Source organism: Prevotella sp. MGM1 (assembly GCF_002933775.1).
GTDB lineage: Bacteria > Bacteroidota > Bacteroidia > Bacteroidales > Bacteroidaceae > Prevotella.
This window is the reverse complement of sequence record NZ_BEWV01000099.1, coordinates 26,675-43,147: the sequence shown is the minus strand read 5'-3', so window position 1 is coordinate 43,147 and position 16,473 is coordinate 26,675. Positions and strand designations below refer to the sequence as shown.

Below are 16,473 nucleotides of genomic sequence, written 5' to 3'. Positions count from 1 at the left end.
TCAAGCAGGCGACAGCCTGCGACAACTTCTTTAACTCCCTTAACTTCTCTAAAAAAGAACTCCCTTAACTCCTAAAAATCTCCTGTTCAAGAAACTTCTTTCGCTCCCCAATAGTCTTGCAGCACGATCTCGAATATGAGAGTGCTGAATGCGGGAATGCCGCCACTGGCCGTACTTTTATAGCCAAGCTGATAAGGGATGTACACCGTCCAACGGTCACCTCGGCGCATGTTCTGCAATGCCGTGGCGAAACCGTCTACAAGACCGGTTCCGTTCTGGTCGCCGATAGCGAATTTCACACTTGCGCTAAGCTCCTTGTCATATTCCCCCTCGAACGTCCTGTCAAACACAAAGCCCGAAGGATAAGATACGGAAGGAAGCAGTCTGCCCATATAGCTCACCGTAACCGTATCGGTATATATGGGCGACCCGGTCACTTCGGGCGCAGCGGCCTCTTCCACGTGAACGATGATATAGTCGGCGTTGACGCCTGCCACATCCGACGGCTTCGACCAGCTTTTTATCCTTTTCCAATCCGTCCGTGCAGGGTCAGCGGCGAGCAGTGAGCTCACCGAATCGCTCAGATGGTTGAAGAAAGTGTTGTTTTTAGCCTGCCAGTCGGGAAATTCCTCTACCGTATCGTCTTCCTCGCTGCACGATGCCGTTCCCAACATTATCGAGAACAGTATCATGGCGAGCGTTAATATCTTGGTTTTCTTCATTTATTGCAGTTTTTTCAAAAGGCTCGCAATGCTCACCTTGTCTTCGATGATGCTGTTCAGCTCAGAGATGCTCACTCTCTCCTGCTCCATCGTGTCACGGAAACGCAGTGTCACGGTGTTGTCTTTCAGCGTGTCGTAATCCACTGTCACGCAATATGGCGTACCTATTGCGTCCTGACGGCGATAACGCTTGCCTATGGTATCTTTCTCGTCGTACTGACAGTTGAAGTGGAAACGCAGGCTGTCTATTATCTCACGGGCTTTCTCGGGCAGGCCGTCTTTCTTGACAAGCGGCATCACGGCCAGTTTCACCGGAGCGAGGGCCGCTGGCAGTTTGAGAACGGTACGTGTCTCGCCGTTTTCAAGTTTCTCTTCCTCGAACGAGTGGCACATGATGGAAAGGAACATACGGTCCACGCCGATAGACGTCTCTATCACATACGGAGTGTAGCTCTCGTTGCTCTGCGGGTCGAAGTATTTTATTGACCGGCCTGAGAACTTCTCGTGCTGCGACAAGTCGAAGTTGGTGCGGCTGTGTATGCCCTCAACCTCCTTGAAACCAAACGGCATGCGGAACTCGATATCCGTGGCGGCGTTGGCATAGTGGGCCAGTTTGTCGTGGTCGTGGAAACGATAGTTATCAGCTCCGAAGCCGAGAGCCTGATGCCATGCCATACGGGTCTGCTTCCATTTCGGGAACCAGTCAAGCTCGGTGCTCGGCTTCACGAAGAACTGCATCTCCATCTGCTCAAACTCGCGCATGCGGAAGATAAACTGGCGCGCCACAATCTCGTTACGGAACGCCTTGCCTATCTGGGCTATACCGAAAGGTATCTTCATGCGGCCGGTCTTCTGCACGTTGAGATAGTTGACGAATATTCCCTGTGCAGTCTCAGGGCGCAGGTATATCTTGCTCGAGCTGTCGGCAGACGCTCCCATCTCCGTGGAGAACATAAGGTTGAACTGGCGCACATCGGTCCAGTTCTTGGTGCCCGATATAGGGTCTACAATCTCTTCGTCGATGATTATCTGTTTGAGAGCCTCCAAGTCGGGACCCTGCATTGCCTCGGCATAACGCTCATGCAGCGCATCACGTTTCTGCTTGATCTCGAGCACGCGCGGACTCGTTGCCAGATACTGTTCCTCGTCGAACGAGTCTCCGAAACGCTTGCGGGCTTTCGCCACCTCTTTCTCAATCTTCTCGTCGTATTTGGCCATCTGGTCCTCTATCAGCACATCGGCACGATAACGCTTCTTCGAGTCACGGTTGTCGATGAGCGGGTCGTTAAACGCGTCCACATGCCCGCTGGCTTTCCATATCGTGGGATGCATGAATATGGCCGAGTCTATGCCCACGATGTTCTCGTGCAGCAGCACCATGCTTTTCCACCAGTATTCCTTGATATTGTTTTTCAGTTCCACACCGTTCTGACCGTAGTCGTAAACGGCTCCCAATCCATCATAGATGTCGCTGCTGGGAAACACGAAACCGTATTCCTTGCAATGGGATACAATCTTCTTAAAAACGTCTTCTTGTGCCATAATATATTTTGTAAATTTCGAAATCTGCATGCAAAGATACCTTTTTTTCACGAGAGTAAAGGGTATTTTCCATATAAAAATGAGAGGCAAAAGGATAAAAACACTCATCAGTATGTGCGTCTTACGCCAACAGGACGCATATTCACACTCCTGCCGCCAATACCAATTACACGCCGATATATAGCGAAGTGTATCGTGATGATGCTTGCATGACGATGCGTTTTTTGCTAAATTTGCCGGTAAGAACAATCATCCTATCGCCCATGATTATGATAAAATTTTACAAACATGACATACACGATCGTATATCCGAACCTCCCGAGCGCATAAATATGCAAATTTTGACACCGTGATTTTTGACCTGCAAGAGAGATGCCACACTCCCCGCTGCCGCCTGTCACATATTAATACCATTACGCCACCTTGACCGTGGCTTTGCCAACAGGCTCGCGACACTAATTGTCGCGAGCCTGTTGCTTTTTGCATATTATTAATGATTATAGGGCATTTATTGCCTTGCATTCGGATACCCGTTACCTTGCAACGGGATACTAAACGGAAGGCAACGGGTGTCTAAACGCATTGCAACGGACCGCCCGTTGCACGACAACGGCCATCCCGACACAAAAACAGCCGCCGGCAACCGTATTTCTATCAAAAAGCAAAGGATTTTCCCTACGACCGCACCCACAAACCGCATAAATATGCACAAGCGACGGGCTGTCGGCTTGCGGATATTTTTTTACAACTACTATCCTATACTGAAAGAACACAGCGATTTCATCAGCCAAATTAAAACACCCTACTGGCACCTGATGGCAATCGGACGACGGACTGCCTGCGACAAAGGCTTTTGGCACAAAACTTGGCCGACTGAAAAAAAATCATTAACTTTGAGGCAAATTTGAGATAAAACAATATTTATGAGCGACGAGATTACAGACAACGAGATTATCGAAGAGAACATTAACGGGGAACACTCCGACTACACACCGGTAAACAGGTTCGACGCATCGGCGGTGCACCACCTGAGCGGCATGTATCAGAGCTGGTTTCTCGACTATGCGTCATACGTAATACTCGAAAGAGCCGTGCCGCACATCGAGGACGGGCTGAAACCCGTGCAGCGGAGAATACTGCACTCGATGAAACGCATGGACGACGGACGATACAACAAAGTGGCCAACATCGTGGGACACACTATGCAGTTTCACCCGCACGGCGACGCCTCCATCGGCGACGCCCTCGTGCAGATAGGACAGAAAGACCTGCTCGTGGACACGCAGGGCAACTGGGGAAACATACTTACCGGCGACCGGGCCGCCGCTCCGCGATACATCGAGGCACGATTGTCCAAATTCGCTCTCGACACGGTGTTCAACCCGAAGACCACTGAATGGCAGTTATCATATGACGGGCGAAACAAAGAGCCTATCACGCTGCCTGTCAAGTACCCGCTGCTCTTGGCGCAGGGTGCCGAAGGCATCGCCGTGGGTCTGTCTTCAAAGATATTGCCGCACAATTTCTGTGACATCTGCGATGCGGCCGTGAGCTATCTGCACGGCCAGGACTTCCGGCTGTATCCCGACTTCCCCACAGGCGGAAGCATAGATATATCAAAATACAACGACGGACAGCGCGGAGGAAGCCTCAAAGTAAGGGCTAAGATAGAAAAGCGCGACAGCAAGACACTCGTGATACGCGAGATACCATACGGAAAGACCACGGCCACGCTCATAGACTCCATTCTCAGGGCGATAGAGAAAGGCAAGATAAAGGCACGCAAGGTGGAAGACAACACGGCGGCACAGGTGGAGATTATCGTGCATCTGGCACCGGGAGTGTCGAGCGACAAGACACTCGACGCACTCTACGCCTTCTCCGACTGCGAGGTGAACATATCGCCCAACTGCTGTGTGATAGAGGACGACAAGCCAAAATTCCTCAATGTGAGCGACGTGCTGCGAGCCTCTGTCGACCGTACGAAAGACCTCATCCGCCGGGAACTGGAAATACGCAAGGGCGAACTGCTCGAACAATATCATTTCAGCTCGCTCGAAAAGATATTCATCGAGGAACGCATATACAAAGACCGCAAGTTTGAACAGGCGCCCGACGTGGACACCGTGTGCGAGCATATAGACGAACGTCTCACGCCGTATTATCCCCAACTGGTGCGCGAGGTGACGAAAGACGACATTCTCAAACTGCTTGAAATAAAGATGCAGCGCATACTGAAGTTCAACAAGGAGAAAGCCGAGGAACTCATGGCTCGCATAAAAGCCGAGATAGACAATATCGACCGCGACCTGGCCAACATGGTGGAGGTGACGGCCAACTGGTTCACTTTCCTCAAAGACAAATACGGAAAAGACCACCCGAGACTCACCGAGATAAGGAACTTCGACACCATCGAGGCATCGAAGGTGGTAGAAGCCAACGAGAAACTGTATATCAACCGGCAGGACGGATTTATCGGTACAAGCCTGAAAAAAGACGAGTTCGTGTGCAACTGCTCCGACATAGACGACATCATCATCTTCTACAAAGACGGAAAATACAAGGTGGTGCGCGTGGCCGACAAGATATTCGTGGGCAAAAACATACTGCATCTCGGCGTTTTCAAAAAGAACGACAAGCGGACTATATACAACGTGGTATACCGAGACGGCCGAAAAGGCCCTTGCTACATCAAGCGCTTCAACGTGACGGGAATATCGCGCGACCGCGAGAACGACCTCACCTCAGGCACACCGGGCTCGAAAGTGATGTACTTCACGGCCAATCCCAACGGCGAGGCCGAGATTATCAAAGTGACGCTCGACCCGATGGAGGTGCAGTCGAAACGCAAGACAAGCATATTCCTCGAAAAGGACTTCTCGGAAGTGATAATCAAAGGCCGCACGTCAAAAGGCAACATTCTGACAAAAAAACAGGTAAACAGAATTGGACTGAAGAGCCACGGGCACTCAACGCTCGGCGGGCGCAAGGTTTGGTTCGACGCCGACGTGAAGCGACTGAACTATGATGACCACGGCACGCTGCTGGGAGAGTTCAATGACGACGACATGATACTGGTGATACTGACCAACGGCGAGTTCTATCTCACCAACTTCGACGTGAACAACCACTACGAGGACAATATTAAGATAATAGAGAAATTCGATGCCGCCAAAGTGTGGACGGCCGTGCTGTTCGATGCGGACAATGACGGATACCCATATATAAAGCGTTTCCAAATGGAGGCCACACGGCGCAAGCAAAGCTATCTGGGAGACAACGCCAACAGTCGTCCGGTGCTGCTCACCGACCAGGTTTACCCGAGGATAAAAGTCACGTTCAACGGAGCGGACGAGTTCCGGGAACCGCTGGAGATAGATGCCGAACAGTTTATCGCCGTAAAAGGCTTCAAGGCCAAAGGCAAGCGCATAACCACATGGCACATAGAAAGCATAGAGGAGCTGGAACCGATAAGATTTCCCGAGCCGGAACAGGACATGAGTGACAACGAACAGGATGAAGGAAACGACGGAAACGGCAAAACGGACGACGGCAAAGCCACCGGCAGCGCGGTAACGCAACCGGAAAACATGGATCCCGACGCAGGCAAGTCGGAGCAGCAAGTGATAGACGAGATTACCGGACAGTTGAGCCTTTTCCCTGATGAAAACAATTAAAACCATACCCGCCGCACTGTTGTTGTTGTTGTGCTGCACGGGAATATCGGCACAGACAGACTCTGTGGCAGACGGCAGGACAACCACGTCTGCATACATGATCGGAGCCGGAACCACCAAGTTGCTCGACACTTATCTTTCGCAAGAACATTTCAGCGGCACGGGCATGTCTTTCCTGTCCGTCACCGAACGTCGCAAACCGGAAAGGCGGTGGAGCACTGTCATACAGCATCAGGCCGGACTGTCACTCACACACAATCGCAGCGACACGGCAGACGAAATGGAAGGCTCATATAGTTTCTTCTGGGGCAAATACCGAAGATGGGATCTGCTCGGCGACAGGCTCACACTGCAGGCGGGAGCGCTGGCAAACGCAGAACTGGGCTTTATCTACAACACATCAAACGGAAACAATCCGGCCCAGGCAAGAATGGGCATCGGCATTATGCCGTCTGGAATAGCAACATACAGGTTCAAGGCAGGAAACATTCCGCTGGCCGTACGCTACGAACTCGACGTGCCGCTGGCCGGAATTATGTTCAGTCCCAACTACGGGCAATCGTACTACGAAATATTTTCACGAGGTGACTACGATCACAACATCGTTCCGACAACACTTGTCAGCATGCCCAATTTCAGACAGATGATTTCCATAGACGTCAACATTGGCAGGCGCACGACGCTGAGAGCAGGCTACCTCGGCGATTACCGCCAGGCACAGGTGAACAATCTGAAATCGCACGTCTATTCGCACAGGTTCATGATAGGATTTGTGAAGCAATTCAAACTAATTCATTACAGGCCATGAGCATGTTAAAAAACGCACTGAACGTATGCCGCGCCATGCTGACGGCAATTATCATCGCCGCGACCATGACAGCATGCGTGGACGAAGAGGAATATGACAACTCCCCGCAAGGCAACTTCGAGGCACTATGGAGGATTATAGACGAGCATTATTGTTTCTTCGACTACAAAAACAAGGAGTATGGCCTCGACTGGAACGAGACATACAACAAATATAAAGTGAGGATAAACAACGGCATGACAAGCGACCAACTCTTCGAGGTGCTGGCCGACATGCTGGGCGAACTGCGCGACGGGCATGTCAACCTGTCGACATCCTATGACTTCGCACGATACTGGAGCTGGCACGAGAACTTTCCGGCAAACGTCAGCGACACGCTGTTGAGACGCTACCTCGGCACAGACTACAAGATTGCGGCGGGATTGAAATACCGAGTGCTCGACGACAACATAGGCTATGTGAGATACGAGAGCTTCACAAACGGCATAGGAGAAGGCAATCTCGACGAGATGTTCATGCACCTGATGACCTGCCGCGGACTGATAATAGACATAAGAGGAAACAGCGGAGGGACGCTGACCACAGCGGAGCGGTTTGCGGCACGGTTCTTCAACGAACCGGCAACAGTGGGATACATAAGGCACAAGACCGGCATGGGACATAATGATTTCTCGGAGATGAAAGAGCAACGCATCAGCCCCTCTTCAAATATAAGATGGCAGAAACGTGTATGCGTGCTTACGAACAGGAAAGTATACAGTGCGGCCAACGAGTTCGTGAAATACATGAAATGCGCCCCACAATCGACTATCGTAGGCGACAGGACGGGAGGCGGAGCCGGATTGCCATTCAGCAGCATGCTCCCAAACGGATGGGGAGTACGCTTCTCGGCATGCCCGATGTATGACAGAAACAAGCAATCGACGGAATTCGGCATATCTCCCGACCACAAAGTATCGCTTACAGACGGAGACTTCGCACGCGGACATGACACGATAATAGAGTACGCCCGCGTATTGCTATCGCAATAAAAATCCCTTTTTTATTTGGCCGATACCCAAATTCTGCGTATCTTTGCATCCGCAAATGTGAAATCAACACCGGAGAGCCGGTCTTCAACAGTTCGCAAATGCGCCTGTGGCGAAATTGGTAGACGCGCCAGACTTAGGATCTGGTGTTTTGCGACGTGTAGGTTCGAGTCCTATCAGGCGCACATTAGTCAAAGAGGGTATCCATTAGGTTTGGACACCCTTTTTTTGTATTATATCATCCACACTTTACCCTACCATATTTTACGGGTAAAAAAGTTTACAAATAATTATTCATGGGATTATATACGGACGGTTGTTGAAAACAATTATACAACCAAGTAAAATCTTTACAGTTTCCGGACATTACCTGCTTATTTCCTGAAAAATATTCGTAATTTTGCAAAAACAGCTCACAAAAGAATGTTAGTTCATAAACTTTTCTTAATTTTGCATTGCTGTTTATCCGTAAACAGCAGACATATTAAGGAAGCGTTTATGCTTTGTTCCTCTAAGATGAATCTGGACAATTCATGCACAATACGGAACAGCGCTAACGTTCATCCTTGGTGTGATTATATATTTGACGGCATGCCATGCCATCAGGTTTTATATATCCCCAAGGTGTGAGCTGTGTTCTATTGTCCGTTGTGCAGGCAGTCCAGAGCCTTTCTTGGGGATAATAGAGGAAAAAGGCTCACACTTTTCTTTTTATGCAATTTGGATATGTACGCAAAAACCGGGCAATATGAAAGAAATACACATCGGGCAGTTAATAGAACAAGAACTGAGAAACCAAGAACGCAGCGTTTCTTGGTTTGCGAGAATGCTATGCTGTGAAAGAACAAACGTATACAGCATCTTCAGGAGAAAAAGCATCGACTGCTCCATGCTTTATAGAATAAGCATTATTCTTGACAAAAACTTCTTTAATCCATACTGCGTCAAACTAAAGGAAGACCGCAATAAAAGCACCGATAAAACGTGATTTATTTGTTACACATACGTTATTAATCTGATACACTCTTTTTACCCCCCCATAAGGATTATTCTTAATTTTGTACCTGATACATAAATCATTTTTTAATGGCAAATAGAATAAGACTTATATTAGTCTTCCTAATTATTATAACCATACCGGTAAAGGCCCAGACGACAAAAGAAACAAACAAGAAATCTGCAAGGCAAACAAAGAAGCCGCCGATAGAGGCCGTAATACCAACGGAAAAGCCGATGCTTATTGACAGCAAATCGGGTATAGAAACCTTGACGCTTAATGATCGCATCGGAATACGTACCAATGCGGCAGACTGGCTGATGCTCATACCCAACATTGGGATTGAATTTGACCTTAAAAACGTGAACTACAACAGAAACACTCTCGGCATAAACATCAGATATAATTGGCAGACAAGCCACACCTACAATCCCGGAACGGTATATAATATAGCGGAGGCGAGAATAGACTACCGAAACTATTTCAGAGTAAAGACGATCGACAAAGACAGCAGGAACTGGAAATACAACCGACACAAGCATATATGGGACAAACCGTTCTCGGCACGCCATAAAACATCCAAGCACCCGAACGCGATGTTCTATCGCGGAGCCTACCTCGCATTTACCAAATACTCTATGATGCTCGGTAATGACGGCAAACAGGGAACAGCCATAAGCGCCGGATACCAGTTCGGAATAGTAAAACCATTATATGTATTCCGAAACGGGCACAGTCTTGATTTAGACCTTGGTGTAGCCATCGGTGTCACATATACTTCTTATGACAAATACCGACTCGACCGGGAAAGCAATTGCTACCCGACGACAGGACACGCCGACGGACAAATAATGCCTATGATAAACGAATTGCGATGTGCCCTGACATACCGGCTAGGCAAAACTCCGAGCACAAGCAAGTACAGGTGGAGATACGAGGTGGACACAAAATATCAGGAGAAACATGACAACATACATTTCACTAAAGTGGCGCATGATATCGACGTACGCAACACCGACAGCATTCAGGGTCTGATACGAAAGGAATTCTGGGCTGTATACGATTCGTTGTTGACAATAGAACGAGCCAACACTGACTCGCTCAACAAAATCAAAGTAAGGGAACAAAAAGCACAAGCGGCACTTCTTAAATCACAAAAAGCGATAAACCGCAAGATGAAAAAACAAACAGGAAATGAAGGAAAAGCCGGGAAGAAAGAAAATCAAGAGAAACAGACAGGCTGGAAAAACGACAGTATAATGTCTGAAAAAGAAAATAAGACGGAAATAGGAATAAAAACGAAAGAACGGGAAAGCAAGAAAAACAAAGAAACGAAAAAAGACAAATCCGGTTCAGAGACATCGTCAAACGATAAAAATCAATCTGCGTCGACAGAACCAATAATATCTGCCACAGAAGAAAGAAAGGAGGACAGGCCATGAAAAATATAAAAACCGCAGCTCTCCTTATTATGTTCTCTACCTTAATATCGGCATGCACTGATGTCGATATATGCCCGACCGAACAACATCCACACAGGGCACAAGTGAGATTTGAATACAACTGGGATTTATCGGACATTGACATAGAACGCCCGGACTCAATGTTCGTAATAGCAAACAGGGTGATAAACTATTGGAAGATGACAGCGGCCATATATACAAAGAAAGGTGAACCGAATGAAGGCAAAGGGCGGTATGTGTTCAATCGGCTACCTCTACAAGATACCCACGAAGAGTCTCCGGCAATCAAAACGGAAAAAGAAGACGATACGGATACAGGCAATATGGGAAACAGTGACGAAAACGATAAAGAGAACAACGGCGAGAACACGGAAAAGGCCGTATACAAATACAGCGACTTCGATGTGAAAGCGGGAGAATATAAGTTCTACACGTTTACAGCGACAAACAAAATGGAGATGAAAAACATAGACAAATTCATCTCAACGGACGACAATAACATGACAAATGAGGGATTTGCCCTTGAATACAACACATACGACAGAACAAGCCGGGAGATAACATATGAGATGGATAAGATATCCAAGCCATTGAAAGACAAAGGATTTCAAGGGTGGACAGACTTCAATTCATATTCGTCATACATGTTGCCAAGCTCATGCCCGCTGTTTATAGACAGCGTAAACATTACTCCCGTCGTTGAAGGACATATCCAATCGATTACATTCCGTCCGCAACAGGCCACACAAACAATCACGATAAACATAAAGGTAAGGAAAGTATCGGCAGACAACTGCACTTTCAAAATCGAGGGTATACTCGGAGAAGTATCGGGTATTCCGCAGTCTATCAACATATCAAACGGATATATCGACATAACTAAAACCAGCAAAATAATGTTCCCGTTCCATATTGTCGGCATGGAGGAAGACAGCAAGACTAACGAGTATGCCCAATACACGGCAAAGATAAACGTGCCAAGCATTGTGAAAAACAATGATGAAGAGGCAGTCATAGGTCCAGGAATGCTGCAAGCCATAGTATACTGTACAATAAACAAGAACGGAAAGGAACACAAGAAAAGCATTCAAGGCATTCTGAATATACATAAAGAACTGACAAAAGCAAATCTTATCGAAATCACCGAAGACGGAAATCACGCACGGCGCATAGGCAAAAAGCACACCATTGACATTGAATCGGAAATAGTCATAGACGGCGAAAAAATGCTGGAAAGCCCGTCGGCGGAAGGTATAAAAGGGTGGATTTACAAAAAAGGCAACGACATTGACATAGAACTGTGATTAAAGTCACGCCGCTCACGCACAAAGCATGACATCCGCACCGACATACCCCCAACAAACAAAATACATATATATTTAATGAATGTGTAATATAAAAGATAAATGACAGCAAAGACAAACATACAGGTCCTGCTTACGACCATGGCAATGATACTTCCGATATTAATATCATGCGGCTCGGAGTCTTACCCGGGACTCGACTACGATCAAGAGATAAACATCAGCAATAATGAAAACAATAATGCCACAGAAGTATAAGTATTTCTTGAAGAACAAAAATTCTTCGAGACCAACCCTGTCAAAAACGACAACACACGCGGAATAGGAGTATTTGAAAATGAAAAAAACGAGAATGGAAACGAGACAAGGCCGATAGAGGATGAGCAGAAATTCACCTTTCATGTATTCGCATTCCATAACGGAGTGGATGAGACTACCGACCTGACACAATCATTCTTCAAAACGTCAGGCGGTCAACGGGATATAGAACACAGGCACTGTCTCGTAGACGGATATGACCGATTAGGCATGCCGGCAAAATTGAATACAAACAGAAACAAAGAGCTTGTATTCCAATATGACAGATACTACACCGAGCATCCTAAGATACTTAATTACAGCAACAAAAAGGAATATATCGATCGAGCATACAATTTCTTTGTATACCACATTGACGACAGTGAGACCATGACCGAGCGCACCGCCGACAAGATTGTGCATCATATTGAGATAGACGGAAGCCAAGACATAATGTGCGGTACATCACCCGTATTGAACGATGAATATCTCAACAAGCACTTCATTGATATAAAAAACGATCTCGATGACGCAGAATACAGTAGAATCCTGAATACACGCGGTTTCAGTACATACTCTGCCAGACATGGTATTTATCCGATAGTACCGCTTGAACACAAACTGGCACGATTAAAGTTTTTCCTCTATCCGGGCAGTGCCGACTGCAAATACGTGAACGTCACCCGCATATCGGTTGAATTGCCTTATAAAGGCGAGTTTATAGTTGCCGGCAGATATGCGGAAGACATGGCCTTGACCTGGAACGATAAAAAGGAAAGCGACCGAAAAGAATTATGGATAAGAAAAGATACGAAAAAGACAGACAGTGCGGGTGACATTACCAATGACACAAAAACAGAAGATAAAGAAGATGTCCACACCGAAGACACCGGCAACTATAATGATCCTTATTTCTTGGGATTAAAACTGCCGTGGGAAGATTCATACACAAACATGCCGTGGAAAGAGCGAAAGCGGGAAGAAGCCGGAACAGGCCTGCTCATACCGGCAGTGGGAAAATGCACACTACGCATATACTTCACATGCTCCCTTCCCGGATTTGACGATAAAGAAGAACGTGTTTACTAATACAGCCTGCCGACAGATGACCAAAAAATAGATTTCAAGCCAAACAACCTTTACAATATAAATATTGCGATATACGGACCGCAAAAGATAGAAGTCAACTCTAATATAGACAGTTGGCTATTCGGCGGAGACATCTCAATAGGCGGAGAGTAATCCCTGCATGAAAGTGAAGATACGAACTTATATATGATTTTCAGACAAATAACGGAATACGAAATGTTATTCTTTAATATTAATTAAATTAACCCTTATGAAAAAGTTATTTTTCTATGCAGCCGCAGCCGTAGGCATGTTATCTGCATGTTCGTCAAGCGATGATTTCGCAAGTGGTGATGCTACAGGCAATGAAAGTCGTGAGGCAATCAAAATCGGAGTGGCTTCTGTCGCATCGGAAGTTCAGACCCGTGGTACAGGAACCGTGGGAGGCGTTATGGACGGAGAGACCGTCATTTCTCCTAACGCATGGTCCGGACAATCCGTAAATGTATTTATGTTCAGAAAAGGGACTCTGAAATTAGCCACTTCCGACGGCACAGACAATCCTACAGAAGCATTGTACAAAGATGCAATCATGACAACTCCCGACGGAGAGTCAACAGGCGAAGCCACTCTTCCGCAAAGTGAATACAAGTATTATCCTCCATCAGGTTCTTTCGATTTCTATGGCTACCGTCTGGATGACGCCGTACAAAACAGCCCGGCCGCTCTTAACACAGAAGAAACGGCCTATACGGTAGACTTCACCATCGACGGAACGCAAGACGTCATGAGAGCGACCACACTTCTTTCAGACGCCGACCGGAATATAATCGAAAGTGAGAGTAACACCGTGAAAGCTGAGGATGTCTACTCTGCAAAGGCAGCCCGTCACGGCATCCAGCCCAACCTTCTGTTCAATCACTTGCTCTCTCGCTTCACTTTCCAGATCAAAGGCGGCAATGAGAACTCTTGTCCAAAAGATGAAAACAATACCGATGAAACGGCTGTAAAAGTCGAGAGCATAAAACTTTCATCAAGAACAAACGGCGTACTGACCATTGCCCATCTGCCCGCAAACGCTCCTGAGAACGACGAATACATCACATGGTCTAAAAACGAGACAGAGTCAGAAACGGTCAAAGGCATAACGACAGAGGAAGGAGAGTTTCTTCCTTATCTAACATTGAGAAACCGCACAGCCACTAAAAAAGTAGAGGTGGAAGAATCGGAAGCAAAGGAAAGTGGCGTGCTTAAAGACGGTTACGAAGAAGAGAACGGAAAATATTACAAAAAAGTGGAAGACGCCAATGTGTCTCTACCGACAGAAGCCGCAACAGGTTTTCCAAATATGTGGATAGACGGAGCATCAGCAGCTAAAAATATCGGAGAAGCCCTTCTCGTAAGTCCCGGTCTAGATAAATATACATTGGAAATCACCGTAAAACAAAAAATATTGAAAAACCCGATAGCAGACGGTTCGGAAGCCACTGAAGACGATTACAGATTCAAGACAAAAGTTTATACCCTCGACATTACTCCCGACCTGGTCAAGAAAGGTGAGACGACAGGCATTGCTGCTTTTGAGGCTGGCAAGTCTTATAACGTAATCATCACGATATACGGCTTCGAGCGTATCGTTGTCACAACAACACTCGCTCCATGGGAAGACGGCGGTGAAATAAATATCGGTCAGGATTAATCCTTAACTCCAAGTTTATATATATATGATAAATAGAATATTTTTAATAGTTTGCGTTGCTTTGGTATCATTCACAGGCTGCGGCAGTGACGATACTTCCGACAATGAGAACGACATGGTAATACCTGTAATACCAAGCAACAGCGACGTTAGAATACAACTCTCATCAGGTTCAGGCGGCACTCGTGCCGCTCTGGACTCCGATGACGGCACAAATACATTCGAAGCCAACGACTTGGGAATATTCTGTTTGGCTAACGGCTTTGTCGAGAATACCAAATTCGATAAAACCATCACCTGGGACCCTTTGCATCAACATGCCAAATATTACAGACTGTTGGACAATGTAAAAGCCGACGCCGTAAAGAAGACAAAGACAGAAGACGGCACGGCATATACGGACATTGAGTTTTACGCCGATAACGGGACAGAAAAGGAAATAAAGTATTATCCCCTATCAAACTGGCTCACATATCAGTTCTACGGCTATTATCCGAGAACAACAGAGATAACAGGCGATGCCAACAATGTGTATGCCGATATTCCCATCACCGGCAAGGAAGACGTCATTCACGGTTATACGGACAACACCGCACCAAACGCATACAGTGCCAAGTATTTCCGCGAAACGGCAAACATCAACACATCCGCCAAAATGGCTTTTGAACATAAACTCATCCAGGTGCAGTTTCATTGCATCGCAGGAATGAAAGGCGGGGTTGTCGATGAAAAAGCCAAAGACCTGATCATCAAGAATGTCGAGGTCTGTGACGTTCCGGAGAAAGTACGCCTCGTCGTCGCGTCCACCGACAAAGAGGCCAACGGCACTCTCAGCATCACGGAAGCTACCGATACCAAGTACACCGTGCGTGGCGATAATGACGGCGAATTCGTACCGGTTCGGGTTTCGGAAACCAAACAGGAACTGGGTCAAGGCATTATGCTGCCTCCACTGAACACGGATGGCGCAAACGGCCTGAAACAGCAGTACAGAGTGAGGATAACACTGGCTCAAGCAACCGGTGGTGAAGAGAAAATGCTTGACGTGTTTCCCGATGCGGTATTGACCTCCGAGGAAGGTAAATTCACAAAGGCCGGAACACTATACAATGTCGTACTCACAATATATTCTCCAGAGGATATCCGTCTCAATGCCACCCTCGCGCCGTGGATTACAGACGACAAGGAATATGATGTTCAATATTAATACAAACAGAACCATATCTCACTATCAATCTGCTTGTGTGCCTCTCTCGGGCACACAAGCAGATTAAAAACAATAAAGACAAAACATTATCCAAGAATAAAAATCATGAAACGATTACTCCTCATCATTGCATTGGCAACGATGTGTTCGCAAATCAAAGCACAGATTGTGGCTGTGAACACAGACCTGCTCATGGATCTGGCACAAACGCCTTCGCTTGGTGCCGAACTTGTTGTTGGCGAGCGCTCCACGGTGGGACTGAACGCGCTGTTCAACCGTAATCCCTGGGGGAAGACGATGCACATATTGGGAGTACAACCCGAATATCGCTATTATTTCTCCGGCCGGCCCATGCACCGCGAGTTTATCGGTATCGGCGGACTGGCCGCCTCATACGACATAACATGGTCCGGAAAGGTTTACGAAGGTATCGGATTGGGTGTAGGCATGACCTTCGGATATGTTTTCTCGCTCACCAAGAGGGTGAATATCGATTGCCATGCAGGCTTCGGCCTGATAACATACAATCACAAAGAATATTATGTAGGCGATAAGTACGATACGGACTATTCCGTCAACGGCGAACAACGCACCAATGCAAAAGGCTATTACATACTGCCGACAAGAATAGGCGTGTCCGTTACATATATACTCAAATAAT

Annotated in this window: 13 protein-coding genes and 1 tRNA gene; 12 read left to right on the top strand and 2 right to left on the bottom strand. The window is 47.0% G+C overall.

What is annotated here, in order from left to right:
* Positions 1-86 precede the first annotated feature (86 nt).
* The gene (locus MoGM_RS03405; RefSeq protein ID WP_104368774.1) at positions 87-722 is read right to left on the bottom strand and encodes an FKBP-type peptidyl-prolyl cis-trans isomerase; all 636 of its coding nucleotides are present in this window, start codon (positions 720-722) and stop codon (positions 87-89) included.
* Positions 723-2,264 (bottom strand): glycine--tRNA ligase, encoded by a 1,542-nt coding sequence (locus MoGM_RS03400; RefSeq protein WP_104368773.1) that lies wholly within the window; start codon positions 2,262-2,264, stop codon positions 723-725.
* A gap of 923 nt (positions 2,265-3,187) precedes the next feature.
* On the opposite strand from MoGM_RS03400, the gene MoGM_RS03390 reads away from it, so the two are divergent.
* The 12 genes from MoGM_RS03390 to MoGM_RS03340 all read left to right on the top strand — a co-directional run bounded on the left by MoGM_RS03390 (position 3,188) and on the right by MoGM_RS03340 (position 16,472).
* Positions 3,188-5,941, top strand: coding sequence for a DNA gyrase/topoisomerase IV subunit A (locus tag MoGM_RS03390; protein ID WP_104368771.1), 2,754 nt, complete (start codon positions 3,188-3,190; stop codon positions 5,939-5,941).
* Positions 5,928-6,749, top strand: a complete 822-nt coding sequence (locus MoGM_RS03385) for a DUF3316 domain-containing protein (RefSeq protein ID WP_104368770.1) — start codon at positions 5,928-5,930, stop codon at positions 6,747-6,749. The genes MoGM_RS03390 and MoGM_RS03385 overlap by 14 nt, the downstream gene beginning before the upstream one ends.
* Complete coding sequence (locus tag MoGM_RS03380; RefSeq protein ID WP_104368769.1) at positions 6,746-7,780, top strand: S41 family peptidase; 1,035 nt, start codon at positions 6,746-6,748, stop codon at positions 7,778-7,780. Before MoGM_RS03385 ends, MoGM_RS03380 begins: the two co-directional genes overlap by 4 nt.
* Positions 7,781-7,880: 100 nt before the next feature.
* Positions 7,881-7,962, top strand: a tRNA-Leu gene (locus MoGM_RS03375).
* 563 nt (positions 7,963-8,525) lie between these two features.
* Entirely contained in the window at positions 8,526-8,765 is a 240-nt protein-coding gene (locus MoGM_RS03370) for a hypothetical protein (protein WP_104368768.1), read from the top strand.
* A gap of 98 nt (positions 8,766-8,863) precedes the next feature.
* Positions 8,864-10,216 carry a DUF3575 domain-containing protein gene (locus tag MoGM_RS03365; protein WP_104368767.1) on the top strand — a complete coding sequence of 451 codons (1,353 nt, stop codon included), beginning with the start codon at positions 8,864-8,866 and terminating at the stop codon, positions 10,214-10,216.
* On the top strand, positions 10,213-11,541 hold the full coding sequence (locus MoGM_RS03360; protein WP_104368766.1) for a hypothetical protein: 1,329 nt from the start codon (positions 10,213-10,215) through the stop codon (positions 11,539-11,541). Before MoGM_RS03365 ends, MoGM_RS03360 begins: the two co-directional genes overlap by 4 nt.
* A gap of 102 nt (positions 11,542-11,643) precedes the next feature.
* Entirely contained in the window at positions 11,644-11,799 is a 156-nt protein-coding gene (locus MoGM_RS12955; protein ID WP_158249547.1) for a hypothetical protein, read from the top strand.
* 165 nt (positions 11,800-11,964) lie between these two features.
* Positions 11,965-12,927, top strand: coding sequence for a hypothetical protein (locus MoGM_RS03355; RefSeq protein ID WP_104368765.1), 963 nt, complete (start codon positions 11,965-11,967; stop codon positions 12,925-12,927).
* A gap of 250 nt (positions 12,928-13,177) precedes the next feature.
* Positions 13,178-14,605: a fimbrillin family protein gene (locus tag MoGM_RS03350; protein WP_104368764.1), complete on the top strand. Its 1,428-nt coding sequence runs from the start codon at positions 13,178-13,180 to the stop codon at positions 14,603-14,605.
* Between the two features lie 25 nt (positions 14,606-14,630).
* Positions 14,631-15,812 carry a fimbrillin family protein gene (locus tag MoGM_RS03345; protein ID WP_104368763.1) on the top strand — a complete coding sequence of 394 codons (1,182 nt, stop codon included), beginning with the start codon at positions 14,631-14,633 and terminating at the stop codon, positions 15,810-15,812.
* A 105-nt stretch (positions 15,813-15,917) separates the two neighbouring features.
* Positions 15,918-16,472, top strand: a complete 555-nt coding sequence (locus MoGM_RS03340) for a DUF3575 domain-containing protein (protein WP_104368762.1) — start codon at positions 15,918-15,920, stop codon at positions 16,470-16,472.
* Position 16,473 lies beyond the last annotated feature (1 nt).